Origin of the sequence: Paenibacillus catalpae, from assembly GCF_900112695.1 — a bacterium.
GTDB classification, from domain to species: Bacteria; Bacillota; Bacilli; order Paenibacillales; family Paenibacillaceae; genus Pristimantibacillus; species Pristimantibacillus catalpae.
In genome coordinates, this window is sequence record NZ_FOMT01000002.1 from 1,156,986 (window position 1) to 1,183,503 (window position 26,518).

General features: G+C 50.3%; 25 protein-coding genes. 15 read left to right on the top strand and 10 right to left on the bottom strand.

Annotated elements, in window-relative coordinates:
* Nucleotides 1–6 precede the first annotated feature (6 nt).
* The 9 genes from BM200_RS12805 to BM200_RS12845 all read left to right on the top strand — a co-directional run bounded on the left by BM200_RS12805 (nucleotide 7) and on the right by BM200_RS12845 (nucleotide 10,043).
* On the top strand, nucleotides 7–879 hold the full coding sequence (locus BM200_RS12805) for a glycine betaine ABC transporter substrate-binding protein (RefSeq protein WP_091185794.1): 873 nt from the start codon (nucleotides 7–9) through the stop codon (nucleotides 877–879).
* A gap of 73 nt (nucleotides 880–952) precedes the next feature.
* Nucleotides 953–1,621 (top strand): HAD family hydrolase, encoded by a 669-nt coding sequence (locus BM200_RS12810; protein WP_091185797.1) that lies wholly within the window; start codon nucleotides 953–955, stop codon nucleotides 1,619–1,621.
* A 168-nt stretch (nucleotides 1,622–1,789) separates the two neighbouring features.
* Entirely contained in the window at nucleotides 1,790–3,214 is a 1,425-nt protein-coding gene (locus BM200_RS12815; RefSeq protein ID WP_091185799.1) for a HAMP domain-containing sensor histidine kinase, read from the top strand.
* Entirely contained in the window at nucleotides 3,186–3,881 is a 696-nt protein-coding gene (locus tag BM200_RS12820) for a response regulator transcription factor (protein WP_091185801.1), read from the top strand. The genes BM200_RS12815 and BM200_RS12820 overlap by 29 nt, the downstream gene beginning before the upstream one ends.
* Before the next feature lie 192 nt (nucleotides 3,882–4,073).
* Nucleotides 4,074–5,582, top strand: a complete 1,509-nt coding sequence (locus BM200_RS12825; protein WP_091185804.1) for a sensor histidine kinase — start codon at nucleotides 4,074–4,076, stop codon at nucleotides 5,580–5,582.
* Nucleotides 5,560–6,252: a response regulator transcription factor gene (locus BM200_RS12830; protein WP_091185806.1), complete on the top strand. Its 693-nt coding sequence runs from the start codon at nucleotides 5,560–5,562 to the stop codon at nucleotides 6,250–6,252. Before BM200_RS12825 ends, BM200_RS12830 begins: the two co-directional genes overlap by 23 nt.
* A gap of 131 nt (nucleotides 6,253–6,383) precedes the next feature.
* Nucleotides 6,384–7,835 carry an S-layer homology domain-containing protein gene (locus BM200_RS12835; protein ID WP_091185808.1) on the top strand — a complete coding sequence of 484 codons (1,452 nt, stop codon included), beginning with the start codon at nucleotides 6,384–6,386 and terminating at the stop codon, nucleotides 7,833–7,835.
* Nucleotides 7,836–7,983: 148 nt separating this feature from the next.
* A complete protein-coding gene (locus BM200_RS12840; protein ID WP_091185809.1) occupies nucleotides 7,984–8,853 on the top strand; it encodes an ATP-binding cassette domain-containing protein in 870 nt (289 codons plus the stop codon).
* Nucleotides 8,853–10,043, top strand: coding sequence for an ABC transporter permease (locus BM200_RS12845; protein ID WP_091185812.1), 1,191 nt, complete (start codon nucleotides 8,853–8,855; stop codon nucleotides 10,041–10,043). Before BM200_RS12840 ends, BM200_RS12845 begins: the two co-directional genes overlap by 1 nt.
* On the opposite strand, the gene BM200_RS12850 is transcribed toward BM200_RS12845, so the two are convergent.
* From BM200_RS12850 to BM200_RS12870, 5 genes are read right to left on the bottom strand one after another with little or no spacing between them, the layout of a single operon-like run.
* Complete coding sequence (locus BM200_RS12850; protein ID WP_091185813.1) at nucleotides 10,006–10,485, bottom strand: GNAT family N-acetyltransferase; 480 nt, start codon at nucleotides 10,483–10,485, stop codon at nucleotides 10,006–10,008. The two genes, BM200_RS12845 and BM200_RS12850, sit on opposite strands and share 38 nt — an antisense overlap.
* Nucleotides 10,486–11,652: a YheC/YheD family endospore coat-associated protein gene (locus tag BM200_RS12855; RefSeq protein WP_091185816.1), complete on the bottom strand. Its 1,167-nt coding sequence runs from the start codon at nucleotides 11,650–11,652 to the stop codon at nucleotides 10,486–10,488.
* Nucleotides 11,652–13,031: a YheC/YheD family endospore coat-associated protein gene (locus tag BM200_RS12860; RefSeq protein WP_091185817.1), complete on the bottom strand. Its 1,380-nt coding sequence runs from the start codon at nucleotides 13,029–13,031 to the stop codon at nucleotides 11,652–11,654. Before BM200_RS12860 ends, BM200_RS12855 begins: the two co-directional genes overlap by 1 nt.
* Nucleotides 13,028–14,269 carry a YheC/YheD family endospore coat-associated protein gene (locus tag BM200_RS12865; RefSeq protein ID WP_091185820.1) on the bottom strand — a complete coding sequence of 414 codons (1,242 nt, stop codon included), beginning with the start codon at nucleotides 14,267–14,269 and terminating at the stop codon, nucleotides 13,028–13,030. The genes BM200_RS12860 and BM200_RS12865 overlap by 4 nt, the downstream gene beginning before the upstream one ends.
* Before the next feature lie 12 nt (nucleotides 14,270–14,281).
* On the bottom strand, nucleotides 14,282–15,658 hold the full coding sequence (locus tag BM200_RS12870; RefSeq protein WP_091185821.1) for a YheC/YheD family endospore coat-associated protein: 1,377 nt from the start codon (nucleotides 15,656–15,658) through the stop codon (nucleotides 14,282–14,284).
* 201 nt (nucleotides 15,659–15,859) lie between these two features.
* On the opposite strand from BM200_RS12870, the gene BM200_RS12875 reads away from it, so the two are divergent.
* Nucleotides 15,860–16,150 (top strand): hypothetical protein, encoded by a 291-nt coding sequence (locus BM200_RS12875; protein WP_091185823.1) that lies wholly within the window; start codon nucleotides 15,860–15,862, stop codon nucleotides 16,148–16,150.
* Between the two features lie 42 nt (nucleotides 16,151–16,192).
* Here the strand turns inward: BM200_RS12875 and BM200_RS12880 are convergent, their stop codons facing one another.
* Complete coding sequence (locus BM200_RS12880; RefSeq protein WP_175532847.1) at nucleotides 16,193–16,531, bottom strand: helix-turn-helix domain-containing protein; 339 nt, start codon at nucleotides 16,529–16,531, stop codon at nucleotides 16,193–16,195.
* Between the two features lie 172 nt (nucleotides 16,532–16,703).
* On the opposite strand from BM200_RS12880, the gene BM200_RS12885 reads away from it, so the two are divergent.
* The 3 genes from BM200_RS12885 (at nucleotide 16,704) to BM200_RS12895 (ending at nucleotide 19,370) form a co-directional block, all read left to right on the top strand.
* Nucleotides 16,704–17,198 carry a hypothetical protein gene (locus BM200_RS12885; RefSeq protein ID WP_091185827.1) on the top strand — a complete coding sequence of 165 codons (495 nt, stop codon included), beginning with the start codon at nucleotides 16,704–16,706 and terminating at the stop codon, nucleotides 17,196–17,198.
* An 18-nt stretch (nucleotides 17,199–17,216) separates the two neighbouring features.
* Complete coding sequence (locus BM200_RS12890; protein ID WP_091185829.1) at nucleotides 17,217–18,554, top strand: DRTGG domain-containing protein; 1,338 nt, start codon at nucleotides 17,217–17,219, stop codon at nucleotides 18,552–18,554.
* 285 nt (nucleotides 18,555–18,839) lie between these two features.
* The gene (locus BM200_RS12895) at nucleotides 18,840–19,370 is read left to right on the top strand and encodes a hypothetical protein (RefSeq protein WP_091185832.1); all 531 of its coding nucleotides are present in this window, start codon (nucleotides 18,840–18,842) and stop codon (nucleotides 19,368–19,370) included.
* Between the two features lie 61 nt (nucleotides 19,371–19,431).
* Here the strand turns inward: BM200_RS12895 and rsgA are convergent, their stop codons facing one another.
* Nucleotides 19,432–20,532, bottom strand: coding sequence for a ribosome small subunit-dependent GTPase A (gene rsgA / locus BM200_RS12900; RefSeq protein ID WP_091185834.1), 1,101 nt, complete (start codon nucleotides 20,530–20,532; stop codon nucleotides 19,432–19,434).
* 312 nt (nucleotides 20,533–20,844) lie between these two features.
* On the opposite strand from rsgA, the gene BM200_RS12905 reads away from it, so the two are divergent.
* Complete coding sequence (locus BM200_RS12905; RefSeq protein WP_091185837.1) at nucleotides 20,845–21,240, top strand: hypothetical protein; 396 nt, start codon at nucleotides 20,845–20,847, stop codon at nucleotides 21,238–21,240.
* 243 nt (nucleotides 21,241–21,483) lie between these two features.
* On the opposite strand, the gene BM200_RS12910 is transcribed toward BM200_RS12905, so the two are convergent.
* The 3 genes from BM200_RS12910 to BM200_RS12920 all read right to left on the bottom strand — a co-directional run bounded on the left by BM200_RS12910 (nucleotide 21,484) and on the right by BM200_RS12920 (nucleotide 22,707).
* Complete coding sequence (locus tag BM200_RS12910; protein WP_091185839.1) at nucleotides 21,484–21,780, bottom strand: YtpI family protein; 297 nt, start codon at nucleotides 21,778–21,780, stop codon at nucleotides 21,484–21,486.
* 81 nt (nucleotides 21,781–21,861) lie between these two features.
* Nucleotides 21,862–22,377, bottom strand: coding sequence for a sporulation membrane protein YtrI (locus BM200_RS12915; RefSeq protein ID WP_091185841.1), 516 nt, complete (start codon nucleotides 22,375–22,377; stop codon nucleotides 21,862–21,864).
* A gap of 3 nt (nucleotides 22,378–22,380) precedes the next feature.
* The gene (locus BM200_RS12920) at nucleotides 22,381–22,707 is read right to left on the bottom strand and encodes a YtrH family sporulation protein (RefSeq protein WP_091185843.1); all 327 of its coding nucleotides are present in this window, start codon (nucleotides 22,705–22,707) and stop codon (nucleotides 22,381–22,383) included.
* 122 nt (nucleotides 22,708–22,829) lie between these two features.
* Here BM200_RS12920 and BM200_RS12925 point away from each other — a divergent pair, with 122 nt between their 5' ends.
* Nucleotides 22,830–26,492, top strand: coding sequence for a DNA polymerase III subunit alpha (locus BM200_RS12925; RefSeq protein ID WP_091185844.1), 3,663 nt, complete (start codon nucleotides 22,830–22,832; stop codon nucleotides 26,490–26,492).
* Nucleotides 26,493–26,518: the final 26 nt, after the last annotated feature.

A 26,518-nucleotide genomic window follows, 5' to 3' on the forward strand; every position in this document is an offset into this window, starting at 1 on the left:
TGAAGCATGTTGAAGAAAAAATGGGGATTGGCTTTATCGGCAATGGTATTAGCAGCTGCTCTTGCAGGCTGTTCGCAGAAAACCGACTCGAAAGAAATCAAATTGGCTTACGTGGCTTGGGATTCCGAAATTGCAAGCACGAATGTCGTGAAATACGTGCTGGAATCTAAACTTGACTATTCCGTTGAGCTGCTTCAGGTTGATGCGGGTCCAATGTGGGCTGGCATTGCGGATGGAAGCGCAGATGCCATGGTAGCCGCGTGGCTTCCGACAACGCATGCCTCGTACTTGGAGAAGTACGGAAGCAGCGTTGATGATCTTGGTCCTAATCTTGAAGGAACAAAAACAGGCCTCGTAATTCCTTCCTATATGAAGGAAAGCACTATAGAGGATTTGAAAAACGATGCGACAGGTAAGTCCGTAGATTACCAGATCATTGGAATTGAGCCTGGTGCAGGTATTATGCAGTCAACCGATAAGGCTCTGAAGGATTATGGATTGGACAGCAAGTGGAAATTGATTGAGAGCTCCTCGGCTGCGATGGCAACGGAGCTGCAGAAGGCTTATGAGGCGAAAAAGCCGATCATCGTTACGGGATGGACTCCGCATTGGATGTTTGCCAATATGGACCTGAAATATTTGGAGGATCCAAAAGGCGTATATGGCGGTGATGAGAGCATTCATACGGTAGCCCGCAAAGATTTGAAGTCGGATATGGCCGATGCCTATACGCTGCTGGATCAATTTACGTGGACGGCAGATGATATGGCTGAAGTTATGGTTGCCATTCAAGACGGTCAATCGTCGGAAGAAGCAGCTAAAGTATGGGCTGACGGACATCCGGAGCAGGTGGAAAAGTGGCTGGAAGGCATCGAGTAAATCCTGCTGCGAGGTTGCGGCATGTCCCTCCTTTCCATTATGATAATGGCAGACTTTAAAGGGGGAAAATGTCATGGCGATACAATTTGAGCGGCCGGAAGCGGTAATCTTTGATATGGACGGCACGTTGTTCGAAACGGCTACCTTGCTCGAGACGGTACATGAGCGGCTATTCCGCACCTTGCGCGAGGAAGGGCTCTATGACCAGACTCCTCCACTTGAGGAGCTGCTTGGCTGCCTCGGTATGCTGCTGGAGGATATTTGGCGGAATCTGATGCCGGATAGCTCCGAAGAGGCACGCCTTCGCGCGGATGAGCTTATGGTGCAATATGAGCTGGAGGATCTGGAAGCGGGCATCGGCAGGTTGTATCCTCAAACCGCGGAGACACTGCAGCGCTTGAAGGAGCAGGGGATCAAGCTGTTTGTGGCGAGCAACGGGCTGGAAGCCTATGTGAAAGAGGTTGCGCGCCATAAAGGGATTGCAGATCTGTTCGACGGCTTATATAGCGCCGGTGAATTCCAGACCGCGAGCAAGGTGGATCTCGTAGCGAAGCTGCTCGCCGATCATCAGATCAAGACGGCGTGGATGGTAGGAGACCGTTCCTCGGACGTAGAAGCGGCAAAAGGCAACCATCTTGTCGCGATCGGCTGTGCCTATGCCGGATACGGACGCGACTCCGAGCTTGCTGAGGCGGATGTGTGTATTCAGGAAATGCCGGAGCTTCTCGCATTGCTCAAATAAATTTGATACGGAAAGGCGTCACAGGAAATGAATACTGTGACGCCTTTTGCTGTTCGAAGACGTAGTCACTTGTTTAGGAAATGTTTATCTCTTTCCCCTTTGTTGTTTACACCTATCTGTTACTATACACTAACTAATGAATAACTTTTCTGAAAGAGAAGTGTCGATATGAAAGTGCTTAACCGCATCATGCTTTCGAGTGCTTTATTAGTCATTCTTTCACTGTTCACCCTGCTTGCCGTGTTCGGGGTCGTACTGTTTATGGATACCTTGCACGGTGACGGAGGCAAGGAACTGCTGGATCGTCAGATCTTCCAGGCGGAAGAACAGATGAGTGACTTCGATAGCTCTACACAAGACTGGGAGCTTTTGAGTGACCGGATTTCCGTATATGGCTATAAGCTGCTGGTCCTTCAGGATGACAGCATCCTTTATAGCAAGCTGAAGGATTCCGATAGTGAAATACAGGGCAGCCTTACTAACATTCAATTGGACAGTGACGTCTTGGCCGGAAGAGTGCAGGACGCCTCCTTTATTGCGATGAATAAAGAAGGGTACTCCATCTATGCGGTAAAGGATGAAGCGGCGGGTGTAAGCAGCAGCATGCTTGACTTCTGGCTGCCTTTTGTTCTTATCAGTCTCGTTGTCATTGTTGTTATCGTACTGCTCAGCCAGCTGTTTACGCGAAAGATGGCTTATCGGATTCTTCAGCCGCTGGACGCATTAGCAAAAGGGGCAAAACGGATTGAAAACGGTGATTTATCGAAGCCGATTCTCTACAAGGGGAATGATGAATTTGCTGAAGTATGTGCCGCTTTTAACCATATGCAGGAGCATCTGCTTGAAGAGCGTCAGAAGAATACGGCTTATGAGAAAGCCCGCGTTGATCTTGTTGCCGGCATTTCGCATGACCTCCGTACGCCGCTTACTTCGATAAAAGGCTATATCAAGGGCCTCCGGGACGGTGTGGCCCATACGCCTGTGAAGAGAGAGCAGTATCTGCAGATTGCCTATCAGAAATCCTCGGAAATGGATAAGCTTCTTCAGAAGCTGTTCGACTTTTCAAGCCTCGAGACGGGGAATCTGCCGTTGTTGCTTGCCGACCGGGATTTAGGGCAATTTGTCCGTGAATATGCCGCATCTGCGCAAGATGAGCTGGCGCAAAAGAACATTACTCTTACGTTCAAGATCGTATCGGACTCACATCCTGTACGAATAGATGCAGAACAGATGAACCGCGTTATGGCGAATCTTGCAGAGAATGCGGCAAGGTACGCTGGAGTAAGCCCTATCCAACTGGACATTTCCGTATGGAAAAAAGGGGGCCGCGAGCATCTGTTGTTCACCGATAATGGCCAAGGCGTACCGGATGAGCATCTGCCTCATTTATTCGAGCAGTTTTGGAGAGGCGATCAGGCCAGAACCCAAACAAACGGGGAGAGCAGCGGACTTGGTCTTTATATCGTGAAATATATCGTAGACAGGCATGGCGGCACCGTGACGGCCAGGAACAACAACGGGCTGCAAATTGAACTGGTACTGCCGGGTGGAATGGAGAATAAGGATGAGCAAGATATTAATAATCGAAGATGATGCCGAAATAGCGATGCTGGAGAAGGATTATCTGGAGATCAACGGTTTTGAGACGGAGATTATTGCAGACGGGAAACAGGCGGTCGCCGCTATCCTTGCGCATGCCTATGACTTGATCCTTCTTGATGTCATGCTCCCGGGGCAGAACGGATATGATATTTGCCGTGAAGTGCGAGGCAAGACCGATGTTCCGATTTTAATGGTAACGGCAAGGACGGAGTCGATGGATAAGATTCGTGGTCTAGGACTTGGAGCGGATGATTATATCGCGAAGCCCTTTGATCCCGCTGAGCTTGTCGCGAGGGTTAAAGCGCATTTAGCCCGATATGAACGGCTGGCCGGTTCAGCGAGGAAAGCTGATCTTGATGATGAGATTATCGTGGCCGACTTAATCATTAAGCGAAAAAGCTGGAAGGTCTATAAGGCAGGGCAAGAAATCCGGTTTCCGAACCGTGAGTTCGAGCTGCTGTTGTTTTTGGCGGAGCATCCGAATATCGTGTTTTCGAAGGATGTGCTGTTCGAGAAAATTTGGGGTTATGATTATTCAGGCGACAGCGCTACCGTAACGGTCCATATTAACCGGATCCGCGAGAAGCTTGAGAATGATCCGGCAAACCCGGAAATCATTGAGACGGTTTGGGGAGCGGGCTATAGGTTGAATCGCTGAGAACATACTATGAAACCATGTGGAGCCGTTATGCCGCATGGTTTTTTAATGAATTTATAAATTGTTAATATGTTGTTTGCGGACTTGTTATACCTTTCTGGTATCCTTTAATGGGTACCATACCAAAATAAGGTTTAGGTGTTCCACTAACAGCTCCCTTAAGCAAAATAACAAAAGTGTGGTGATGATCAGTTGTCCTTACGGTTCAGACTGTTGCTTTCTTTTACCTCCGTAGTCATTGTATCGGTCATTCTATTTGTCTTATCGTCTTATTTGCTGTCCGTTGCTGTAACCGGTGATGTGCGCAGTCTTAACAACTTTTATAACATTCATTATTCGCTTCATCCGCTGTCCGAAGAAGAAGAGAGCCTCTTCCTGGACCTCAAGTACCTGGCGAAGAATGATCCGGAACAATTGAAAAATAAACAGCTGCTGGAGCAATACAACATAAAGCTGAAAATGGAGCAGGCTGCTCTTGTTGTCCGTGAGAAGGATTCGATTTTCTATACGGCGCCTTCATTAAGCGGCGTGGATTTCTCGGCTATCCTGCCCGCCTATGATATGGGCAACAACGTCATCCGCAATACGCTTAATGCCGGCAGCCGGTTCTTTTCTTATTCCAAATTTGATTTCTATTTCTCCTCCGACAAAAACGAGAAGGGCAGCATCTTTGTTATTCACGAGAGAAGCCCATTCGCTCAGGTTATCCGCAGGCTGCTTCCGATCCTGATTGGCTTGTTTGCGGTCATTTTATTGTTAACCGGCTTTCTGCTGTATCGTTACGTGACCCGGAAAATCATTAAACCGCTGGAGCAGCTTAGACGTTCTGCCGAGCAGATCAAGGCTGGAGATTTAACTTACGAGCTTAAGGCTGTCTCCAAGGATGAAGTCGGGCAGTTAGTTCAGACCTTTGATCAAATGCGCCAAAGACTGTACGATTCGATACAGCTCCAGCTTCATTATGAAGAGAACCGCAAGCAGCTGATCTCGAACATATCTCATGACTTGAGAACTCCGATCACTACGATTAAAGGTTATGCCGAAGGAATCCGCGACGGGGTTACGAATACGGAGGAAAAGCTGAATAAATACGTGGCCGCTATTCATACCCGAGCATCGGATATGGAACGGCTCGTTAACGAGCTGCTGTTCTTCTCCAAATTGGATTTGAAAAAAGAGCCGTTTTCCTTTCAAAAATTAGAATTAAATTCTTTTCTCTATAACGTTGCAGATGAAATGTCGATTGAGTTTCATAATCAGGAGGTTGAGGTTGTATGGGAGAACAGGCCTGAGCAGCCTTTGTACGTTCTTGCGGACCGCGAGAAGCTGAAGCGGGTCATTATGAATTTGCTGGATAACTGCCTCAAATATATGAATCAACCGCCCAAGCAAATTACAGTTGCCACAGAGCAGCAAGCGGAGTATGCGGTTATTACGATTAAGGACAACGGACCCGGTATTCCTGAGGAAGCACTGCCTTTTATATTTGAACGCTTTTACCGGGCGGAGCCTTCACGTAATCAGACGGTGGCCGGCGGCAGCGGGCTGGGTCTTGCGATTGCCCAGCAAATCGTGGAAGGACACGGAGGCAGGATTTCCGCCAGCAGCGAGCTTGGACGGGGCACCAGCATTGCTTTTACACTCAAATTATTTGAAAACAGGCGGGGCGGTAATAACAATGACACGGATATTAATTGTTGAAGACGATCCTTATATTGCTGAATTGCAGAAAGATTATTTCGCGCTGCACGGATATGAGGCTGAAATATGCCATGACGGGCACGCAGGTCTCAGCCGGGCGTTAAGCGGCGACTTTGACTTGATTATTCTCGATATTCAGCTTCCGGGCATGAATGGCTTCGAGATTTGCAAAACGATCCGGGAACGGCTTGATGTACCGATCCTTATTGTCTCCGCCAAAAATGAAGAGCTGGACAAGATCCGCGGCTTTGGCTTTGGGGCGGATGACTTTGTAACCAAGCCTTTCAGCCCGAATGAGCTTGTTGCCCGAACGAAAGCCCATCTGGCGAGGTATGAACGTTATAAAAACGGTCAAAAGAGTGATCCGGACGAAAGTCTGCATATTCGCGAGCTCACAATCAACCCCTCCTCCCACCGCGTATTTGTCCATGAGCAGGAGGTTTTCCTTACAGCCAAGGAGTTTGAAGTGCTTGTTTTTATGGCAACCCATCCCAACCGGGTGTTTAGCAAGGATCAGCTGTTCGAGAAAATTTGGGGCTATGATTCAAATGGCGATATTGCGACCGTGACCGTTCATATTTCGCGGATCCGGGAGAAGCTGGAGGCCGATCCTTCCAATCCGCAGTTTATCGAAACGGTTTGGGGAGCAGGCTACCGCTTTACGGTCTAAGTGCATGTTGTAAAATGTTATCGAACTATTTATATTTTGTTTATACTTTCTTTTCAGCGAATTTAGAGCGGTCGCCTAAGATAGATTCAGCAACAGCAATCACTCTAAATAACGGGAAGGAAAGATGAAATATGAAGAAGATGCAGCAAAAGGCGGCTATTGCAGCTCTAACGGTACTTATTGGAGGAGGAGCGCTCTTGCCGGTGCAATCGGCCAAGGCAGCCAGCTTCGATCAGCCATTGGAACAAGTCATTCAGCAGCTTGTCAGCCAAAAGGTGCTTCAAGGTTATGAAGACGGAACATTGCGCGCTGAGAAAAAGATCACAAATGCCGAGCTGATCAAAATGATTGTTCTCGCGCTTGATTTGCCCTATACAGCGGAAAGCCAGTCAGGCAAAGATAAATGGTATAGCTCTTATGTCAATTCAGCCGTTGCTTCTGGGCTGCTCGATAACCCGCAAAGCTTCCAGCCTAATCAGCCGGCAGCAGGCAGCGATGCCGCCCTGCTTATTGCAAAAGCCTTGCAGCGCGACGCGAAATCGCTGCAATACTGGATGTCGGAGATGAGCATCGAAGGCAAACAACTGACTCGCGGTGATGCGGCTAAACTTCTCGTTTATTCCGAACAAGCGATCCGTTCGTCGAATGCTGAGATTGTGTCGATCAAGGCGCTTAATAAAATCACTTTTGAAGTTACCTTCTCCGCACCGCTTGCCTTGGAAGATGAAACAACGGATCAAGCCAACATCAATTTCGCTTTCAGCGAAGGGTTAAAGCTGGTTAATCAGCCGCGTCTCAAAACAGGCTCTGTCGCAACCTATGTCATCCCCGTGCAAACGATGAAGCCGGGCACAACCTATTCCTTGAATTATAAAGGCAAACAAAATTTTACGGTTGCGGCAAGCGATGAGATTATCCAGCTCCAAAACGCGCGCCAAGTATCTTTTGATACGTTTGAAGTAGAATCGTTCCGTTCGGACGGCGTCATTGATTACGGTTATCTGATTTCCGCTTATGCCGGCGGCCGGGGTGCCGATGCTGTTGTTGTCGATGAGAATAACAAGCTGAATGGTCAGCCGATGCAGATTATTTCGTCCCTCGCGAGCAGACAAGCCGTTCTCACATCGGAGACAGGAGAGCAGATGACGGTCAATTATGTTGGTTATACGCAATCCACAGACGGCAAGCAAGAGCCGAAATTCCGTCTGCCGGCAGGCAAGACCTTGCAGCCTGGCGTGAAATATTCGGTAACCTCGGACTGGTTTGTGCTTAGCAATAACACATTTACTGCGCAAAGCACGGAGCCGCTTGTGATCGGGGCAGTGGATAAAGTGAATGATACAACCCTGAACGTTACATTAACGGCTGATCCTGGAGACGAGCTCTTTGCATACCGCTCCATTCAGCTCAAAGGCTCTGACGGTACAACCCTTACCGCTCAATATAAAGTGCAGTCCCGTAAAGGTGCGGTCGGCGTATTTGAGCTTCAAAATAACGGCAAGCTTCAAGCCGGCGTTCAATATGACATTGCTCCCGTGGGCAACTGGGCAATCGCAAGCAACGTCAAACTGAGCTCGAACTAAATCTTTGAACGGCAACCATGCCATGCGGATCTTCATTCCGCATGGTTTTTCTTTTTTGTTTAGAAATCGTTTATCTTTTCTCATCCGGATATTTAGCTCTCCTGATTACAATTAGGCTATCTCATCAAACGTAATCGGAGGCGAAACCGTGAAATTGACAGTTGACCGTATCAGCAAAAACTACGGGAAAAAGCAGGCGCTCACCGGCGTCAGCTTTGAAATGGATAACGGAGTATACGGCCTGCTTGGCCCAAATGGGGCAGGGAAGTCCTCTCTTATCCGCATATTGGCCGGCGTGATGGAGGCAAGCGAAGGAGAAATACTCGTGAATGGGGTGAACCGGAAGCGATGTGAACGCGAGTATCGCATGAAATTGGGTTATTTGCCGCAGTCCCTGGATTTCTACCCCGAGTTCACGGGACAGGACTATTTGCGTTATATCGCTGCCCTCAAGGGGCTAAAGGGTGCGGCGGCTGAGTGGAAAATAAAGGACCTGGCGGAGCAGGTGCGTCTGTCAGGTGATTTGGAGCGCAAATGCGTTCATTATTCAGGGGGGATGAAACGCCGTCTCGGAATCGCCCAGAGCCTGCTGAACGATCCGGAAGTTCTCATTCTGGATGAGCCGACAGCCGGACTTGACCCCTATGAACGAATCAAATTCCGGAACCTGATCTCCCTGATCTCCCGCGACAGAACGGTGCTTCTCTCTACCCATATCGTTTCGGATATTGATTCCATTGCCAAAGAGACCGTTATGATTAAAGCCGGGAAGATTGGCAAAATGCAAAGCAACCAGAGCTTTGTGAATGATATGGAAGGCAAGGTATGGCTGGCCCGCATGCCGGTCGACGAGCTGGTTGAATACCAGCATGACCATATTATAAGCAATGTTATTCCGGTAGGCGACCAGCTGGAGGTGCGCATCGTTTGTGAAGACAAGCCTTTTCCGGATGCAATTAAAGCCTTGCCAACGCTTGAAGATGCCTATTTATTTGAATTCCACTCCGAGGTGTACTGATGAAATTATTCCATTATGAGATGAAGAAGCTGCTGTTGAATCGAAACCGGCTTGTCCTGCTTGCTGTCTTGTTTGCCCTTTATTTGATTGTCGCGTGGGTTTCCGCCAAGGGAGTATTTGAGCTAAGCGGAGCAGCAGGGAAGAAGGCCACAAATGAATATGTAAGATTGATCACGGAGAACAGCGGCAAGCTGAATCCGGAGCAGCTCGAGCAATCTAAGACGGTCCTTGATGCTGCGATTGCCCAATACGGAACAGGTGAAGGACTGATGGTAAAGCTTAACCGCGATCCTGTCCTTAAATTCCATAGGCAATATGTCAGCTTTGGAAACAAAGTAGATGAATATTGGAATGGGCCGCAAGGCATTTATGCGCTGCAGGAAAAGCTGAAGCAGCTTGAGGAGTCCGGTCAGACTAAAACCTATGAATACCGAAATGCCTCGAACCGGCTTGATACGGAGCTCTCGATAGGTGAGCCTGTTTTCAAGAATACGGTCTTCTGGAATTTCTTCTTTATCCGCTTTGACGGATTTATGATTATCTTCCTGCTGCTGCTTGTCCTAACTTATTTCATTGCTCCTTTATTTACGCAGGAGGTCAGGACGGAAATGGACAGTATAGTGCTCAGCACGGTTAAGGGGAGAAAGGAAATTGTGACAGCCAAGCTGCTTAGCGCCGGTCTATCAGCGGCAGTTGTTACGGTTGTTTATCTTGCAGGCTCTTTTATAGGCACATGGATGGGATACAGGGATTTGAGCGGCATTCATGCTTCGCTGCGCAGCCTCGATGGCTTTGGGTCTTCCACGCTGCCTATTTCGATTGGAGGTGCCGCTTTATTTGCGGGATTGTGGCTGATTTTTGCTGCTGTCGGGTTTAGTATGGCGCTTGCCCTTATCTCTTCCAAGCTGAAAAGCCAAAGCGCTGCATTTGGGATTGGCATGGTTCTCCTCCTGGCAGGCTCCATGTCCAATTATTTCAGCAGCGCGATTAAGAAGCTCATTTGGCCTATCGTTGATTTCAACTTTGGATCACTTGCCATGTTTTCAAGCATCTTTGGTCAAGCGAGGACTTACAATTTATTTGGATTCCCGTTAACCTACGGACTAGCCGCCAGCATGGTTTGTCTTCTGCTTGCACTTGTTTCGCTGCTGCTCACTTATGCGGCACAGAAGAAGCGATCGGCTGCCTAGCTTCTTCCTTCGACCATTCAAACCGCAGCGTTGGCTTGCCGGTTGGACCGGTCGACATGGAGACCGCCTTCATGCCGAGTCGGAAAAAAAGGGTCAGGCTTGGCACGTTGTCGAGCGCGACCTGGCAGGTCAGTCTTCCGAGCCTGCTCATAATCGCCTCCATCACGGCAAACCCGATCCCGAGGCCTCGCGCCTCGGGATGGGTTACGATGATGCAGCTTTTCTCGCCGGCTTCCGCCGCGTAGCCCAGCCCGACAATCCGGCTGCCTTGCCGCGCTACCGCGATGACCGTATCGCTTGCCGATAGCAATTCGGGCGGCAGACGCCGAAGGGAATGGATAGCTGTAACTGTCAGCCGCTTCTCCCCGAAGCGGACGGCAAAATCAATGAGTCTCTTGCGTTCCTTCGCCCATTGTTCGGGGGTAAGCAGCTGCAGTTCCATCTATCTCATCGCCTCCTGCTTGACTCGCTCATTCCTCATTCTTGCCAGATAGGTGCTGTATTGAAAAATCCGCTCTAGCGACTTTTCCCGGATATGCGGCTCATCAAATTTCATCGGCTTGGAGTTTGCTTCGAAAAACCAGATATGGCCCTCGCTGTCTATGCCAAGATCCATCGACATTTCGCCAAGCATAAAGCCGGAGCCTTTTTCGATCTGTCTGGCGATCATAATCGATGTTTTTTTCGCCTTAATAAGAATCCGCCTTGCCTGATCCGCGTTGAAGGAGCTCTTGAGCAGCTTCTCCGGATCTTCGATGGAGCCGCCTCTAGGGACATGGGTGGTGATGCTGGAGGAACCGGCAACCCGGGCGCCAATGCCGGTCAAATCCCATTTGCCCCGTTCATTTTTTTGCACGAGAGCCCTGAGATCAAATCGCCTGTCATTAAAGGAAGCGAGCTGAATCCCTTGCTGGGCGATATACGGTTCTCCGGAGCATTCCTTTTTGATGCGGTTCCACAGCTTCTGGAAATCCGCACAGCTGAAGGTGGAGCTTTTTTTGTTCTCCTGCACCTTAAGCAGATAGGGAAGCGGTTTGTCTGGCTGCACCCTTAAGGTCATAATGCCTTTGCCCGCTTTGCCGCTTTCCGGCTTCAGGTAGAGGAAGGGATGCTTCTGCAGCATTCTCTCCAGCCTTGCTGCCGTAACCAGCTTGCGAGTAGTCGGGATATAGGGCTTTGTCAATTTGCTGTCGCGCAGCCATTCAAACAGGTACCACTTGTTGAAAAAGGACGGATTGAACAATTTGACTCTCGGATCCCGCATGCAAGCGGCGATTTTGTTCCGTACAGCCGGAAGCATCTCGTCCTCGCGGAGCGGAATTCGGTTATAGATAATATCCGGGAAAGGCAGCAATCGCTGCTGCCATGTATCCTTCTGCTCATTGTAGACAAAGCCCTGCAGGCTGGTACGTCCCAATATCAGGCTTTTGACCGTAAGCACATAAACAAGGAATCCTTTATTCTGACCCATTCGTATCAGGTCGGCAAAGTTATTGCGATTCCCCCGGAATAATTGTTCGTCATTCTCAATCGTGAGTATAGCAAGCACCGGGCGTCCAGCCGGCCGATCATGCACCTCTTCTTTCTTTGATGCTGCCCTAAGATCCATTAGCTGTTCCCTCCTTGAAACTTGCTGAGGTACAAGCAATGATCAACGATACATTCTACGGAAGCGCGGCCTTCTGCCTCAAGAGAAGGGTGCTTGAAAATCGAGCGTCCCGGCTTCGCATTTGCTTCAAACATCCAAATCTCGTTGTCTTTGTCGATGCCGATATCGAGGCCCAGCTCGCCTAGCCGGTGAGGATAATTACGTTCAATGGCCTCAGCCATCTTGATGGAGACCTTCTTCGCATTCTCCAGAATTTCTTTGCCTTTTGAACCGCCGAAAGCACGGCTCAGTGCCTGCTCAGGCGTCATCAGCGAGCCGCCGTTTTTCACATGGGTCGTTACGCTGCCTTTGCCGGCTTTCTTCGCGCCGATGCCGGCAGGCACCCATTCGTTTTTGCCGTTCTTATGCATATGGAAGCGGAAGTCGAGCGGGCAGCCGTCAATCTCAACCAGCCTGATCCCCTGCTGTGCGACATAGCTGCTGAGATTTGCCCCATGACGTGACTGAAGCATCTTGAACAGGCTGTTGAAGGAGGAGAAGCGCAGCAGCACATTGCGTCCGCTCTTCCGGTAACGGGCGAAGTAGCCGCGTTTCGGGTGGTACGTCAGCCGGTATATACCTACGCCTAGACTCCCTGCTGTTGGCTTGAAGTAGACAAAATGATGCTTCTCCAGCAGCTGCTTCAGCTTCTCGCTTGTTGGAGCGGATACCGATTCCGGCAGATGATGGAGTGCCTCCGGATCGTTATCCAGCAGCTTATACACATCTGATTTATTAAAGAAACCCCAGTTGAAGAAAGGAATCTTCTTGCGAAGCAGCCTTTCGCGGAGTGACCCGATATAATTCGACGTCTCTGCCTTGCGGCTCCGCAGTCGGTTATAGATAACGTCCGGCAGCGGAACGGTTTTGCGGTACCAGCCGCCTTGCGAATTGAGGAAGTAGCCGTGTACCGTTTCCTGCTGCCAGTTAATATCCTGCGGGGTGAATCCGAACAGAAAAGCTTTCCGGTCGCCGGTGCGGATAATCTGCTTGATAAAGTTAGTTCTCATGCCAAAGGGCAAATGATCGGAATTGGAGTAGCCCGCGTCGCTTAAGACACCAATGAGCGGACCGATCTGAACCTCATTGTCGCCGTTTGTATGGACGAAGATGCTGCCCGTTTTGGGAATCCGGATATATTGTCTGACCCCGGCGGATAAATAGAGATGGTTGCCCTGGCGCCGGACAGGCCTGACGGCTGTTGTTATCACTTCTTTGCCGAACTTAAGGTGAACGGTTTTTTTGCCGGACAGTTTCAGTTCTTTCAGAAGCGTGTTGGATAAGTAAATGACTTTATCCGATTGTTGAGAGAAATGAACGTTACATGTTGTCAAGCTCATGGATGAACCTCCTGAACGTTATCAGAGCAGATCCTTCTGCCCTGAAAGAAGCTTTGGATCCGGCCTGTTGCAGAGTCGTTAGTTATTAATGGATTGTTGAACCGCTGCGAGAGCAGACGTGCATAACGAAGCGGTCGTTCTACTGACATCTGTTCCGCCGAGCGGTCGTCAGACTGCTGGAAGGAGGAACGTCCCGGCTTGGCGTTAACTTCCAGCAGCCAAATCCGTCCGTCAGGCTCAATGCCAAAATCAATGCCAAGCTCAGCTAATCGTCCGTAGTTGTTCTCCAGCCTCTCAGCTGCATGTAAGCTGGCCTGTTGTATTCTATGAATGATTTGTTCGGCTTTTGCAGCTCCAAACAAACGGGTGAGATATTCTGATGCCTTTGTGGCCGTTCCACCGCCATGCAGATTCGACGTGACAGAGCCGGACCTGCCGGTCCGGATGACGGCGCCGGTAATGCCCCAGCGTCCTTTACCGGTTTTCTGCACAAGTACTCGAAGGTCAAACGGATTGCCTTCCGGATCCGTCAGCTGCAAATAGGGTTGAGCAATATAAGAGGCACGGCCAATGAATCGTCCGATCCATTCGGCGAGCCCGGAGTAATGGTCGAAGCGTTGGCGGAAGGGGCGGTTGTCTCTTGTTCTTCCCGCAGCAATCCATTGTCTCGTTAAGAGAGATTGCTGGAGATGCAGCGCGCCTTTCCCTTGCATGCCCGCAGAGGGCTTAAGGAACAATTCCTTGTTATGGCTCTTAAGCTGCTGCAGGAGAGCATCGGGGCGGTCGAGTCTGGTTGTATGCGGGAGGAGCGGCGCCAGGATGAAATCCTGACGAAGCGTATTATAAACCTCCCACTTTCCAGGCAAGCTGCCGTTTAGAGTCAGAACGGATTTTCGTTCCCGGATAGCTGTCAGTACGGCATTGCAGGCGTTACGCTCCTCGGTATTCCTGTAGAAGCAGCGGTCATAGATGATATCCGGAAGCGGACACAGCTCTTCGGTCCATCCCCCGCTTCGGAGACGGTAGCCGGATAGCTGACCGGTTCGCGGTTCATACCCGGCAGGGGAAAAGACAAACAGGTCCAAATTCAGCCGCCCGGCTGCTTCGCTTAGCATGCGGGCAAATACAGGCTCCGGCAGCTTGATGCTGCAGCCTTTGTCTGATGCATGGCTCTCCGGTGTGGTTTCGACATCTATAGAAGCGACTAACAGCCCTACTCTCGCTAACGTTGCCTTCATAAGGCCCTCCGGTTAGAATCCCGATAAGAACCGGGAGTATTGGATAACATTCCTTACCGACGGCCGGATCTTGTTGTCATTTTCCTGATTAAGCGGTGTATTATCGCTCTTCGAAGGCTTGGAGTTGACCTCCAATAGCCATACACGCCCATTGGTGTCCAGCGCCAAATCGATGCCAAGCTCGCCGAAATGAGCCGGAATATGCTTATCAATGCCTTCGGCAATCGTCAGGGCAGCTGTCCGCAGACGCTTGGCGGCTCCTTCTTTGCCTGCAAATATATTAGAGCGTGCGACAGCTTCGCTAACCGTGCTGAGAGTTCCGCCGCGTGCAAGGTTGGATACGAAATGCTGGCTGCTGGCTGTGCGTGCAACGACCGAAGTTAATGTCCATTTGCCTGTTGCGTTCTTCTGAACCACCGCCCGGAAGTCGACAGGCCGCTTCTGGATTTCGATCAGAGTCAACCCTTGCTGAATTTGATAACGAATCGTCTTCATCTTGGTTGAAATGTTTGAGAACAGCTTCACAAGGTTCGGGTAGACCTGCCGTCTTGTTCCCGTGCCGGTCGTAAACAGGGCTTGATAGGAATCGCCTTCGTGTCTTGAGACTCGGATGATGCCTTTGCCGAGACTGCCTTTGGAGGGCTTGAGGAATACATTGCTGTACCTTGAGCACATGGATTTAAGGGTGGTGTAATTGCGTAAGAAATGCGATTCCGGCAAGTAGCGGCTGACACTGGCGTCTTTCTTCAGCGCGTCGAAAACTTCCATTTTGTCCAGGAACTTTTCGTTAAACACGCTGGCATGATGCGTATTCTTCATCTCTTTGAAAAACTGCTGTACACTGGACCTGCTCTCCAGCTTCCGCGACGTTAAGCGGTTATTCACAACATCGGCAAGCGGAAGCTTTGCCTTTTTCCAGCCGTTCGCAAAAGTCCAGCCCTCGATTTGTTTGTCGCTGCTTCCCGAGATATGGTTCGGGGTGAAAAAATAAACATGTGCTCCCTGATTCGCACAACCGTCGACCAGTTCCTTGCAGAACATCGTAATGGTGCCGAACGGTCTGTCTGGCGTGCTCGCATAATCGCGGCTGATCAGAACGCCGATCAGAGGCCCAAGCCTGAGGGTCTGGGTAGAGGATTCGTAGTTCAGGCGAAGGGCGGTGTTGCTGAGAATTCCCATCTGTCTGGCAAGCGACTGGTTGATACGCATTCCATCGTACTTCGGTACCGGGATAATCTTCACCGTCTTCCGGAATGTCCCGAATCGTAATACGATAGACACGCTGTGAGAAATATGCCATTGCTTCAAGTAGGCTTCACCGAGCATAATCGTATCTTCCGGAAGCATGCCGGAGCTTATGAGCTGAACGGCTACTTTCGATTTGAGCATTGTGTAAATCTCCTTCCAAGCAGGAGGATGACGAAAAGCGGATAAAGGCCCATAGGTGTTTTACACGAATTACTTCATCATATGAGGACATCTATCCCTTGGTGATTGGCCAAAGAAATAAGTGGGGAAGGTTATATCCGGCTGGTTGTCTTCATAGGATAGTGGTACGGACAAGCAAATCGGAAGCGGGAGTTGAGAGGAATGAAGGGAAAAGCTAAGCATGTTATTTATTTGGTCGTTGCTTTGGCGATGCTGTTCATTGGGGTGTCAAGATTGGAGCTTAATGGTCCATGGAACGCCGTGACGATATTCGGGGTAGTGTGGACATTGTTTGCCCTGGTGGTCATTGCCGCTCATTTGAACGCGCTTCTCTGGATGAATGAGCAGAAGAAGAAGGAGCTGGACCGTATTAAGCAGATGAAGAGAAATACCTGGGAGCGCAGGCTGCAGAAGGCTGTGAACAGGGGTTCAAACCGAAGTGCAAGAGGATAAGGAAAGACGAAGCCTGTGCCCCCGTGAGGGGCTTTTTTGTTGTTAATCGATGTCTTTGAATTGAACCAGCTGCTTGACGAATTTGTACACCGCTTCCTGTTCCCTCACGGATAAGCCCTGCAGCTGATAAGCGATCTTATCGGCGTAGCTGCTCTCTTCAGGAGGTGCACCGTCCACATGGACAAGCTGCTCAAGCGGACATTGGAGCGCAAGGGCGATTTTGCTTAAGACATCGATCGTTGGACTCTTCTCGCCGCGTTCCACCTGACCCATATAAGAGCCGTTAATTTCGGCGCGAAGAGCCAGCTGCTCCTGGCTGAAGCCTTTTTGCTTGCGTATTGCCCGTATATTCTCGCCTATATTTCGACTGATTTCGTTCACATTCGTCACCTCAGCCTTAAGATAGAGCTTTCCTATCCCGGCAACAACGTCTTATAGTCCTTATTAAAAATAGTGCCTATAGTCATTGACTAAAAGTTATGCTTTTTATTATAATTGTGTAATAATTAACATGATTTCCTAAATAGGAACTTTTTAACAAGGAGCAACGCTTATGGTTGATGAGTTTGAGTTTTTCCGAAACGTACAAGCTTATTATCAGCATATGCGGTTTCAGGTGCAGTTCACGTACCGCATTTTACATAAGACTAATAAAACAGCAAAAGCGTACGGCAGCTTTAACTGCAGGGTGAATCCTCGCACGCAGCAAGTGGAATATCAAATGAGCTTGAAGTCGGAGACAATCGCAAGACCTTTCAGCGAGAAGGGATCCTTTTTATTTTCCAGCCAATATCCGGAAATCCCTCCGCAGTCTGTCCTTATTGAGCATTATCCGATTCTAAAGCTGCGTTACCCCGTACCTATTAATTATGACTGGTACTCCTTTATATTTAAAGGAACGCAAGAAGCATTTACCGTGCAATCCCTCCAGCAGGTGTTCGACAAATATCGTTGTACCGGCGCAAGCGGCGAAGAGGTGGACGCGGGACTAAAGGTCGCAGCCGTATCCATCGACTGGTATAATGGAATGAGACGGACAAAGGTTTAATAGAGGAGGGCGGTGCCGATGGCATCCGTTTCCGGAATGGATACGAGCACAAAGCGCGAACAAATTTTACAATATATCGAAACGCTTAATATCGGCGAGAAGATCTCCGTCCGGGCGATTGCCAGGGCACTTGGCGTCAGTGAAGGAACGGCTTACAAGGCCATTAAGGAAGCAGAAGCATCCGGGCTTGTCAGCACCAAGGAAAGAATCGGAACCGTCCGGATTGACCGGAAAAGACGCGAAGCGCTGGATCAGCTTACGTTCGGCGAAGTGGCGGAGATTGTGGAAGGGCATTTATTCGGAGGTGCTTCGGGCCTCGACAAGTCTCTTCACAAATTTGTAATTGGCGCGATGGAGCTGGATGCCATGCTCCGATACATTGACGTAGGCAGCCTGCTGATAGTCGGTAACCGGGTTGGCGCACACCGCTGTGCCCTGGAGCAGGGTGCTGGCGTTCTGATTACGGGCGGCTTCGAGCCGAGCCAGGAAGTGAAGGCGCTGGCAGATGAGAACGGCCTGCCTATTATTTCATCCCGGCATGATACCTTTACGGTCGCATCCATGATTAACCGGGCGATGTACGATCGGCTGATCAAGCGTAAAATTATGCTGATCGAGGATCTGATGACGTTCAGCCGGCCCGCTGATGTGCTGCGATCCGGCAATACGCTGCTCGACTTTCATAATTTGAGCCGGGAGACCGGCAATTACCGTTTCCCGGTTATTGATGACCGCGGAAGAGTAGTTGGCATGATGACCTCAAAGGATGCTACCGGTTCGCCGGATGATTATCCCATCGACAAAATCATGACCAGACATCCAATTACCGCCGCGCCTAATATTGCGGTAACCTCGGCCGCGCATACGATGGCGGCAGAAGGCATTGACCTGCTGCCGATCGTGGACCGCCACCGGAAGCTGCTTGGAGTCGTTACGCGCCAACAGCTGCTGGAGGCGCTCCGGTTCGCCGGGAAGCAGCAGGAGAGCGGTGAGACGTTTGATGATCTGATGTGGGCCGGCTTTGAAGCGGTGGAAGTAGATGGCACACCGGTCTACAAGGGGGCCATTACGCCTCAAATGTCCGGCTCTCTTGGCATGGTATCCGAGGGGATCCTGGTCACTTTAATGACCCAGGCCGGCCGGCGGATGATTCGTGATGCCGGCAAGCGGGATTATCTAATAGACGGGATGACGGCGTTCTTCATTAAACCCGTGCAGATCGACAGCCAGATCACCATCGTCCCCCGCGCGCTCGAAATGAGCCGCAAAGCGACCAAGCTCGAGATCGAGCTTATTGATCAGACGGGGCTGGCGGCGAAGGCTATGATGACGGCGCAGATGATTGATTCGTATTAAGGTCGGGCGGGATTACAGAAATGTATCTCCTTACGGCCGCTGTTGTAATCGTGAATTTTGAATCAACTCCCTTAAGCGATAATTCACGATTACAAAGGCGAGCGCTAAAAAGCTTTCTGAAAGAAAGCTGCTTCGGAAGCATACACTTTCCTCCATGAGATACATTTCTTCCATCCCACCCTCCCATACGAATCAATCATCTTTATAGGAGAGAGTTAAAAAAGGCTGCCGTTTGCTTGGCAGCCCTTTTTTTGAACGCACAGAAAATGAGCTATGAGGTGCGAAATGACCTTATATTTGTATCACTATTATGATGAACGGACGGGTCCGTTTCGGAACCTGTCAGATTTGGAAGAGCATGAAGCGGAAAGGGTTCTTGACGAGATAAGACAAGAAAACAAAGGCTTTGCCAGTAAAAGATCGGATGATTATTTGGTCATACGTCGAGGGCTGGAGGAGAAAGCGCGGGAGCTCTTTATAGGAAAAGGCGGTCAGCCTGTTCGTAAGTACCCACACTACATGACTTTCGGAGAATGTCCTTGGTTATTGGATTGGTTTGAAAACGGGAAGCAGCTTTCCATTCCAATTGGTAAATTCGGAAAGAACTCGATTAGCTTTACCTACGGTGATTTGTTTCCGGCGATGAGATACGATGACGGAAAAAAGTACCGAGGCCAAGTATATACCTTAAGTGAAATTGTAGAGGTTATAAGGGAATTTGGTCTTCCTCAGGAGTGGAATCCTCTCGGTGAGCATGGACCGGAAAGGTATATTGAGTTGCAAGTTTGGGACGATGCCCCTTTAAGACATGATTAAGTGGATAGGCCTCCACCGAAATAATTGAAAGCTTCAGCGAAGGCTTAACCCTTATTTTATATTATTCGTTGTCCCATTTTGTTCCGCGTTCGTTTTTGCGGGGCGAAGAGCCGGCTGCTTTTTTCGCTTTTTTCGCAATGCTGTTCTCTTTGCGCGCGATATAGGAGAGCTCTTTGGCCGTCTTCTTATAGTTGTGAAGGCGATTTGCTTCGAGTGTTCCATTTGCAATCGCCTGCCTAACTGCACAGCCGGGATCTGATTCATGGCGGCAATCGCGGTAGCGGCATCCGGCAGCCAGCTCTTCGATATCGGAAAACGTCTGCTCCAAGCCTTCATGCGCATCCCATAATTGAAGCTCGCGCATACCCGGCGTATCCATGACAAGAGCTCCGTCAGGCAGCAGGAACAGCTCCCGGTGCGTTGTGGTATGACGGCCGCGTGCATCGTTTTCGCGGATACCCTGCGTCTCCATGATATTGTCGCCTGCAAGCCAGTTCAAGAGCGTCGACTTTCCGACGCCGGACGAGCCTGTGACGGCAATCGTTTTGCCAGGCTGCAGATAAGGGAGAAGCTGCTCTTTGCCTTGATCTTGCAGGGCGCTGACCAAATGTACTGGCACGCCCGGCGCTGCGCTCTCCATACGCGAGGCGAAAGCTTCGGGGTCCTCGCACAAGTCGGCCTTCGTCAGCAAGATAACCGGAGAAGCGCCGCTTTCCCAGGCTGCAATCAGGAAACGCTCCATTTTGCGGACATTGAAATCCTGGTTTAGCGCGTTTGTAAGGAACAAATAATCCATATTGGCGCCAACAACCTGATCGTCCACCGTGCTTCCGGCCGCTTTGCGGATCATTGCGCTTTGGCGCGGCAGCAGGGAGTGAATGACGGATCGCGTTTCGCCCGGCAGCTTCTCGGCCATGACCCAGTCGCCAACGGCGGGAAAGTCGCTTTTAAGCGCAGCATTAAACTCGTATTTGCCGGTGACTGTAGCGGTGTGCTCGCCTTCCGGAGTCATGATCTGATAGGAGTGGGAATGCTGAGCGATTACGCGTGCAGGAGTAAGCGGGCGCGTGCTAGCCGGCACTTGCGCCAGTTTATGTTCCCAATTAGAGTTCCAGCCGTAAGCTAGATGTTGATTGTGCTGCTGTATATCCGTATTTTTCAAATCGAATGCTCCTCTTTAAGTGTATTGGTTGATTGAAAAAACAAAAAAACCGCAGGGATACCCTGCGGTCGGCACAAAAAAAGCCGCAAGGACCTTTCGGTCCCGCGGCGCGTCTCTAAAGGTTAGAAGGCGGTCCGTAAAGGCCGAAAGAGATAAATAGAATTGATCATTGTTGTATTCGAATGGTTTCTCATTTCACATCAGCCTCCTGTAGTAAGATGTGCTTATTATATGGAGAAGTGGACATTATTCTCAAGGTTATTTTTAATTAAAAGAAAAAATTCCCGCCGATCGGCAGTACGGAGAGGTGCTATGCAAGATACAATAAAAAGATTGCGGCATGTCGCTTTTCTTATTCTGATTATCGTGTCATTAGCGGGATGCAGCTGGAATAAACCCAGCAATGAGCGTGTAGCGAAGCCTACGCCGGATGCAGATGCCGTGTTTTTCGAAACGGCCTCGTCGCTTAGAGAAATCGCGTGGAACCAGCTTAGCGAGCAATCAAAAAAGACGGTCGTAGGGGATTGGAAGGAAGCAAAGGTCACGAATGTGAGATGGGATGATGTTCCAATCAAGGAAACGGAATCTATACCTGAATCCGTTTATAAAATCACATTCAACACCAAGCAAGACGAATTATTAGGCCCGATTGGTATCTATTTCGACCCGGCAGCCAAAACAATTATCGGCCACGACGCAAGAAAATAATCAATAACAAAACAGCCGACCGGCGAAAAGCACCGGTCGGCTATTACTGCTGCCAAAAGGACAGGCAGGAAGGATTTTTTGTAAAAATGCGAACGGAGTGGACAAGTATTTCTGGAGAAGTGAAACGCTCGCCTTTGGTTACCGGATTCCTACCTTCTCCAACTTCAAATGAGAGGAATCCGGAACCAACAGCGATCGGAAGAAATACTTGTCCACGCAGTTCCATCCATTTTTACAATCGAATCACTGCTGCATCGTCCGAAAAATACTATGGTTCCGCAATCCCGCAAACAAATTAAAAAATCCGATAACGAGGAAGATCGCCCCTATCACGATTCGTGCCGTTGAAGTGCCCGAGAGGAACAACTGCACGCCGGCGATAAACATAAGCATAAAGCCCATGCTGATGTTCATGCGAGATGCGTTCAGACCGCGTGTCCGCGTATCCGAAGAACGGCGGGATTTAAAGCTGAAAAAGACGGTGAGGGCCAGGGTGATCATAATACCCGGCGCAAATACCCATTGCAGGAGTGAATTCATGGTGAAGCGACAGCTCCTTTAGTAGTCTCATTTGCATGTTATTGTAGCATGAATTCGCCCAAAACCGGAAATAATTGCGTTTTAAGAAGGAGGTCTCGCATAGAGCCTTACTTTGACCCAAACCTGCAGTTTATTATCGGCAACAAGGATGGTTGTAATATCGATTGAATAATCTTTTCCGAGGACATTGGTATAAATCTTGTTGCTTAATAGTCTTCGGGCGAGCTTGGCATCGGTGTCGATCTCATAGATGCTTTGCCCGAGGAAGACCGAGAGATCCGCTTTAATCCGCTTAATTAACTCTGCCTCGGTTACTTTATCGATTTTGGGCCGATCGTTGTTTTGCCCGGCTTCCTCCTCGATTCGCGGCAGGACACTCTTGATGACGGTGTGCTGGTTTTTGAATTTTGTTAAGCTTTTTATATCGGATTCATATTGCTCGAGCTTGACCTCCAAATCGCTCTTCAGGTTAACCAGCGCCTCGAACTGGGCGTGATAGATGGAATTATAAATAATAGCCCCAAGCAGCATGCCAATCAGCAGCACGCCAAGCATCTGCAGCCCTTTCACATATCGCTCGAATTGGGGAATGCGCATGTTTTAGGAGGCCCCTTTGCATACAAGCTTAACCAATTCTGTTCCCATATGAGCACCAAGAAAGGCAATCGCAATATAACCGATTTGCAGAACGGCAGGCGATAGTTGCCCCTTTGCAATATTGCTCTCTATTACCCGCATGGGATCAATAGAGCCGCCAACTGCAGCGACGATTGCCCATATTTTCAAATTCTCCGCTGTGCTAAGCATCATCGAGGTGGGCGGCAGGAGCAGAAAGACCGAGCCTATCCCAGCCAGCATTGAACCACCAACAACAACGCCAAAAGCGATAAAGAAATCCAGCCCTGCTTTCATAATAATCATATTCATTTGGATTCACCTGCCTTTTTTGAACATAATCCAGCCTGTCCGGCTGCTTTACTACCATTCTATGGGCGGTGTGCGGCCTATTATGATAAAATAGAAGGAACAAGAACGGAAAGAGGGAGCCAATGAACAGCATAGAATCCTCGTTTGTGCATTTGCACGTACATAGCGAATACAGCTTGCTCGACGGCGCCGCCCGGATACGCGACCTGGTGGCAAGAGCCGCAGAGCTCGGGATGAAGGCGCTCGCCCTTACCGATCACGGAGTCATGTACGGAGCAATTCCTTTTTATAGAGCATGCCTGGCGCAAGGCATTAAGCCGATTATCGGCTGCGAAATGTATTTTACGGCCGGATCCCGTTTCGAGAAGGGTAGCCGCAAGGAGAATCCGATCTATCATTTAATTCTTCTTGCCAAGAATGAAACCGGCTACCGCAATCTGATGAAGCTGAACTCGATTGGCCATTTGGAAGGCTTTCATTACAAGCCGCGCATCGACCCTGAAGTGCTGGAGGCTCATTCTGAGGGGCTTATCTGCCTGAGCTCTTGTCTGCACGGCGAAATCTCGCAGCATCTTCTTCATGATCGCCGTGAGGAAGCGTTAGCGGCAGCGCTGCGGTATAAGCGGATTTTCGGAGACGATTTCTATTTGGAGCTGCAAGATCACGGGATGCTGGATCAGAAAAAAGTAGCAGCCGCCATGATCGAACTAGCCAGAGAAACGGGCATTAAACTTACGGCTACCAACGATGTTCATTATTTGACCACCGATGATGCGGCTGTGCAGGATGTTCTGATTTGTATCGGAACCGGCAAGTCCATAGACGATACGGACCGGATGAAGATGCAGACGGATCAGCTATATATGAAAAGCGGAGAAGAGATGGCTCTTTTGTTCCGCCATGTACCGGAAGCAATACACCATACAGCGGAAATAGCCGACAAATGCTCGCTTGAGCTTACGTTTGGGCGGGCGGCGCTGCCTGTATTCCGGCCGGTGCCTGAAGGCATGACATCATCGGTCTATTTGTCGGAGCTATGTCGTAACGGGCTAGCTTCCCGCTATTCAAGTTTGCCGCAATGGGCGGAGGATCCTGAGTATCGGGAGCGGGCCGAAGCAAGGCTTGCTTATGAGTTGTCCGTTATTGAAAATATGGGCTTCAGCGACTATTTCCTGATCGTGTGGGATTTTGTCCGCTTTGCCCATGAGCAGGGCATACGGACCGGCCCGGGACGGGGTTCATCGGCGGGAAGTCTGGTTGCCTATGTACTCCGGATAACGGATGTGGATCCGCTGAAGTACAAGCTGCTCTTCGAGCGGTTTCTGAATCCGGAACGGATTACGATGCCCGATATTGATATTGACTTTAATGACGAACGCCGCGATGAGGTTATCGCTTATGTCTCTGCCAAATACGGCGAGGAGCATGTGGCGCAGATTATCACATTTGGAACGATGGCGGCCAAAGCGGCTGTCCGCGACGTCGGACGCGCGATGAATGTGCCGTTTGCCGAGGTTGACCGGGCGGCGAAGCTGATTCCGAATCAGCTTGGCATTACGCTTGAGGATGCACTGCGGCAAAGCGATGGTCTGCGCGAAGCCTGCGAGCGGCAGCCCAAGACCGATGCCATGATCAAGATGGCGCTGAAGGTGGAAGGCATGCCCCGCCATGCCTCTACCCATGCCGCTGGCGTAGTTATTTCAGGCGGTCCGCTGACCGATTATGTACCGCTCCAAGCGGGCAGTGAACGTACAGCGCTGACTCAATATTCGATGGAGCATCTGGAAGCGGTTGGCTTATTGAAGATGGATTTTCTCGGCCTTCGGACATTATCGATTGTCGAGCGTTCTCTTGCGTGGGTGAAGGGACAGTACGGCAAAGAGATTGATTTCCGCAAAGTACCGGATAATGATCCGGCCACTTACGCAATGCTGGGACGCGGCGAGACGATGGGGATTTTCCAGCTGGAGTCATCCGGTGTAAGACGGGTGCTTAAGGACATGAAACCGTCCGAATTCGAAGATATCGTCTCGGTGCTCGCCTTGTACCGTCCAGGTCCGATGGAGTTTATTCCCAAGTACATTCAGGGCAAGCATGGTCTTGCGCCCGTTGAGTATCCGCATCCTTCTCTCGAGCCGATACTGTCGGATACGTACGGCATTATTGTCTACCAGGAGCAGATCATGCAGATTGCCTCCGCTATGGCCGGATTCTCGCTTGGTGAAGCGGATTTGCTTCGGCGTGCCGTTTCGAAGAAAAAGCGGGAAGTACTGGATGAACAGCGCGCGCATTTTGTAAAAGGCAGTGTAAATGAAGGATATACAAATGATGAAGCGAATTTGGTATACGATATGATTGTACGTTTTGCCGATTACGGCTTCCCTCGCGCCCATGCCGCAGCTTACGGCGTGCTTGCCTTCCAGACGGCATGGCTCAAGGCCCATTATCCGATTCCGTTTATGGCGTCCATGCTCGCATCCGTTACGGGGAATCAGCGGAAGACGGCAGAATACGTGGACGAATGCAGACGGATGGGCATTGGGGTGTTGCCGCCTGATGTGAACGAGAGCGGAGTCACATTTACACCGGTGGAAGGGGCTGTGCGATTCGGTCTTGCTTCTGTCAAAAATGTAGGCACACAAGCCATTGAAGCGTTGGAAAAAGAGCGCAGGGAGCGGCCTTTCGACAGCCTGCTTGATCTATGCCGGCGGGTTGATTTGCGGGTCGTAAACAAGCGTGTGCTGGAATCGCTCATTCAGGCCGGTGCAATGGAGTCTCTGCCCGGACACCGGGCGCAGCAGCTTGCCGCCCTTGAAGAAACGGTAGAAGCTGCGCTCAAATGGCGTAAGGAACGCGAGGAGCTGCAGATTGAGTTATTCGGCTTTGACGAAGTGCAGAACTGGGATGTCGAGTTGCCGGACATAAGACCGTATTCGACTGGCGAGCAGCTTGAGCTGGAACGGGAGCTGCTTGGTCTCTATTTATCCGGTCATCCTCTCGATGCTGTTGAGGAACAGCTCGAGACTCTTGGACTCGACCGGCTTGTGGAGCTTGGAGATGCGGCTGACGGGGCACCGGCCATTATTGGCACCAGAATTGTTTCACTAAAGCCGTTTACGAACAAAAAAGGAAATGCGATGGGCTTTCTTGAAGTAGAAGACCGGGTTATACGGGCAGAAGCGGTTGTATTCCCGGCAGTCTGGAAGAGATGCGGGGACCGGCTTGTAAAAGGCGGTTTGGCGCTTGTCCAGGCAACCGTCCAGCAGCAGGACGAAGACTTCAAGCTGATTGTCGAGGATGTTGTGCCGATTCAGGAAGGCGGCGCTTCAACCGAGCAGCTCGCCGAGCATGTCAAACGCATGCGGAAGCAGGCAAGCGCCCGCGCTGCGAGAAGTGCGGTGGGCAGTTATCAGGCTCAGACTTCACCGCCGCAAGGTGCCGCGGTCCGGACGCCTGCCCAGCAACCAGCCTCCCAGCCAGCTTCAGCCAGAAAGACGCAGCCGGCTGCAAGGCCGGCAGAGTCATCCGAGCGTACAAGCGTACCGGTGGAAAAGAAGCGTCAGCGGATCTATATCAAGATTGCGGCAACGCGCGAGCAGTCTGACGTTCTGGAGCAGCTGAAGACGCTGCTTGCCTCCCATCACGGGCAGTTGGACACCGTGCTGTTCTACGAACGGGAACAGCGCTCACTTGCTCTAAGCGATGCCTATCGGACGAAGCCTTCTCCTCAGTTATTTAGTGCAATTGAGCAGCTTCTTGGGCAAGGAGCGGTAATTGTCAGATAATTTATGCACAACTCTATCACCTCCCG

Bases quoted from the DNA above. Each gene is read 5' to 3' on its own strand.
- BM200_RS12805 (WP_091185794.1), top strand. From the start codon at position 7: ATGTTGAAGAAAAAATGGGGATTGGCTTTATCGGCAATGGTATTAGCA.
- BM200_RS12810 (WP_091185797.1), top strand. From the start codon at position 953: ATGGCGATACAATTTGAGCGGCCGGAAGCGGTAATCTTTGATATGGAC.
- BM200_RS12815 (WP_091185799.1), top strand. From the start codon at position 1,790: ATGAAAGTGCTTAACCGCATCATGCTTTCGAGTGCTTTATTAGTCATT.
- BM200_RS12820 (WP_091185801.1), top strand. From the start codon at position 3,186: ATGAGCAAGATATTAATAATCGAAGATGATGCCGAAATAGCGATGCTG.
- BM200_RS12830 (WP_091185806.1), top strand. From the start codon at position 5,560: ATGACACGGATATTAATTGTTGAAGACGATCCTTATATTGCTGAATTG.
- BM200_RS12835 (WP_091185808.1), top strand. From the start codon at position 6,384: ATGAAGAAGATGCAGCAAAAGGCGGCTATTGCAGCTCTAACGGTACTT.
- BM200_RS12845 (WP_091185812.1), top strand. From the start codon at position 8,853: ATGAAATTATTCCATTATGAGATGAAGAAGCTGCTGTTGAATCGAAAC.
- BM200_RS12850 (WP_091185813.1), bottom strand. From the start codon at position 10,485: ATGGAACTGCAGCTGCTTACCCCCGAACAATGGGCGAAGGAACGCAAG.
- BM200_RS12855 (WP_091185816.1), bottom strand. From the start codon at position 11,652: ATGGATCTTAGGGCAGCATCAAAGAAAGAAGAGGTGCATGATCGGCCG.
- BM200_RS12860 (WP_091185817.1), bottom strand. From the start codon at position 13,031: ATGAGCTTGACAACATGTAACGTTCATTTCTCTCAACAATCGGATAAA.
- BM200_RS12865 (WP_091185820.1), bottom strand. From the start codon at position 14,269: ATGAAGGCAACGTTAGCGAGAGTAGGGCTGTTAGTCGCTTCTATAGAT.
- BM200_RS12870 (WP_091185821.1), bottom strand. From the start codon at position 15,658: ATGCTCAAATCGAAAGTAGCCGTTCAGCTCATAAGCTCCGGCATGCTT.
- BM200_RS12875 (WP_091185823.1), top strand. From the start codon at position 15,860: ATGAAGGGAAAAGCTAAGCATGTTATTTATTTGGTCGTTGCTTTGGCG.
- BM200_RS12885 (WP_091185827.1), top strand. From the start codon at position 16,704: ATGGTTGATGAGTTTGAGTTTTTCCGAAACGTACAAGCTTATTATCAG.
- BM200_RS12890 (WP_091185829.1), top strand. From the start codon at position 17,217: ATGGCATCCGTTTCCGGAATGGATACGAGCACAAAGCGCGAACAAATT.
- BM200_RS12895 (WP_091185832.1), top strand. From the start codon at position 18,840: ATGACCTTATATTTGTATCACTATTATGATGAACGGACGGGTCCGTTT.
- BM200_RS12905 (WP_091185837.1), top strand. From the start codon at position 20,845: ATGCAAGATACAATAAAAAGATTGCGGCATGTCGCTTTTCTTATTCTG.
- BM200_RS12910 (WP_091185839.1), bottom strand. From the start codon at position 21,780: ATGAATTCACTCCTGCAATGGGTATTTGCGCCGGGTATTATGATCACC.
- BM200_RS12915 (WP_091185841.1), bottom strand. From the start codon at position 22,377: ATGCGCATTCCCCAATTCGAGCGATATGTGAAAGGGCTGCAGATGCTT.
- BM200_RS12920 (WP_091185843.1), bottom strand. From the start codon at position 22,707: ATGAATATGATTATTATGAAAGCAGGGCTGGATTTCTTTATCGCTTTT.
- BM200_RS12925 (WP_091185844.1), top strand. From the start codon at position 22,830: ATGAACAGCATAGAATCCTCGTTTGTGCATTTGCACGTACATAGCGAA.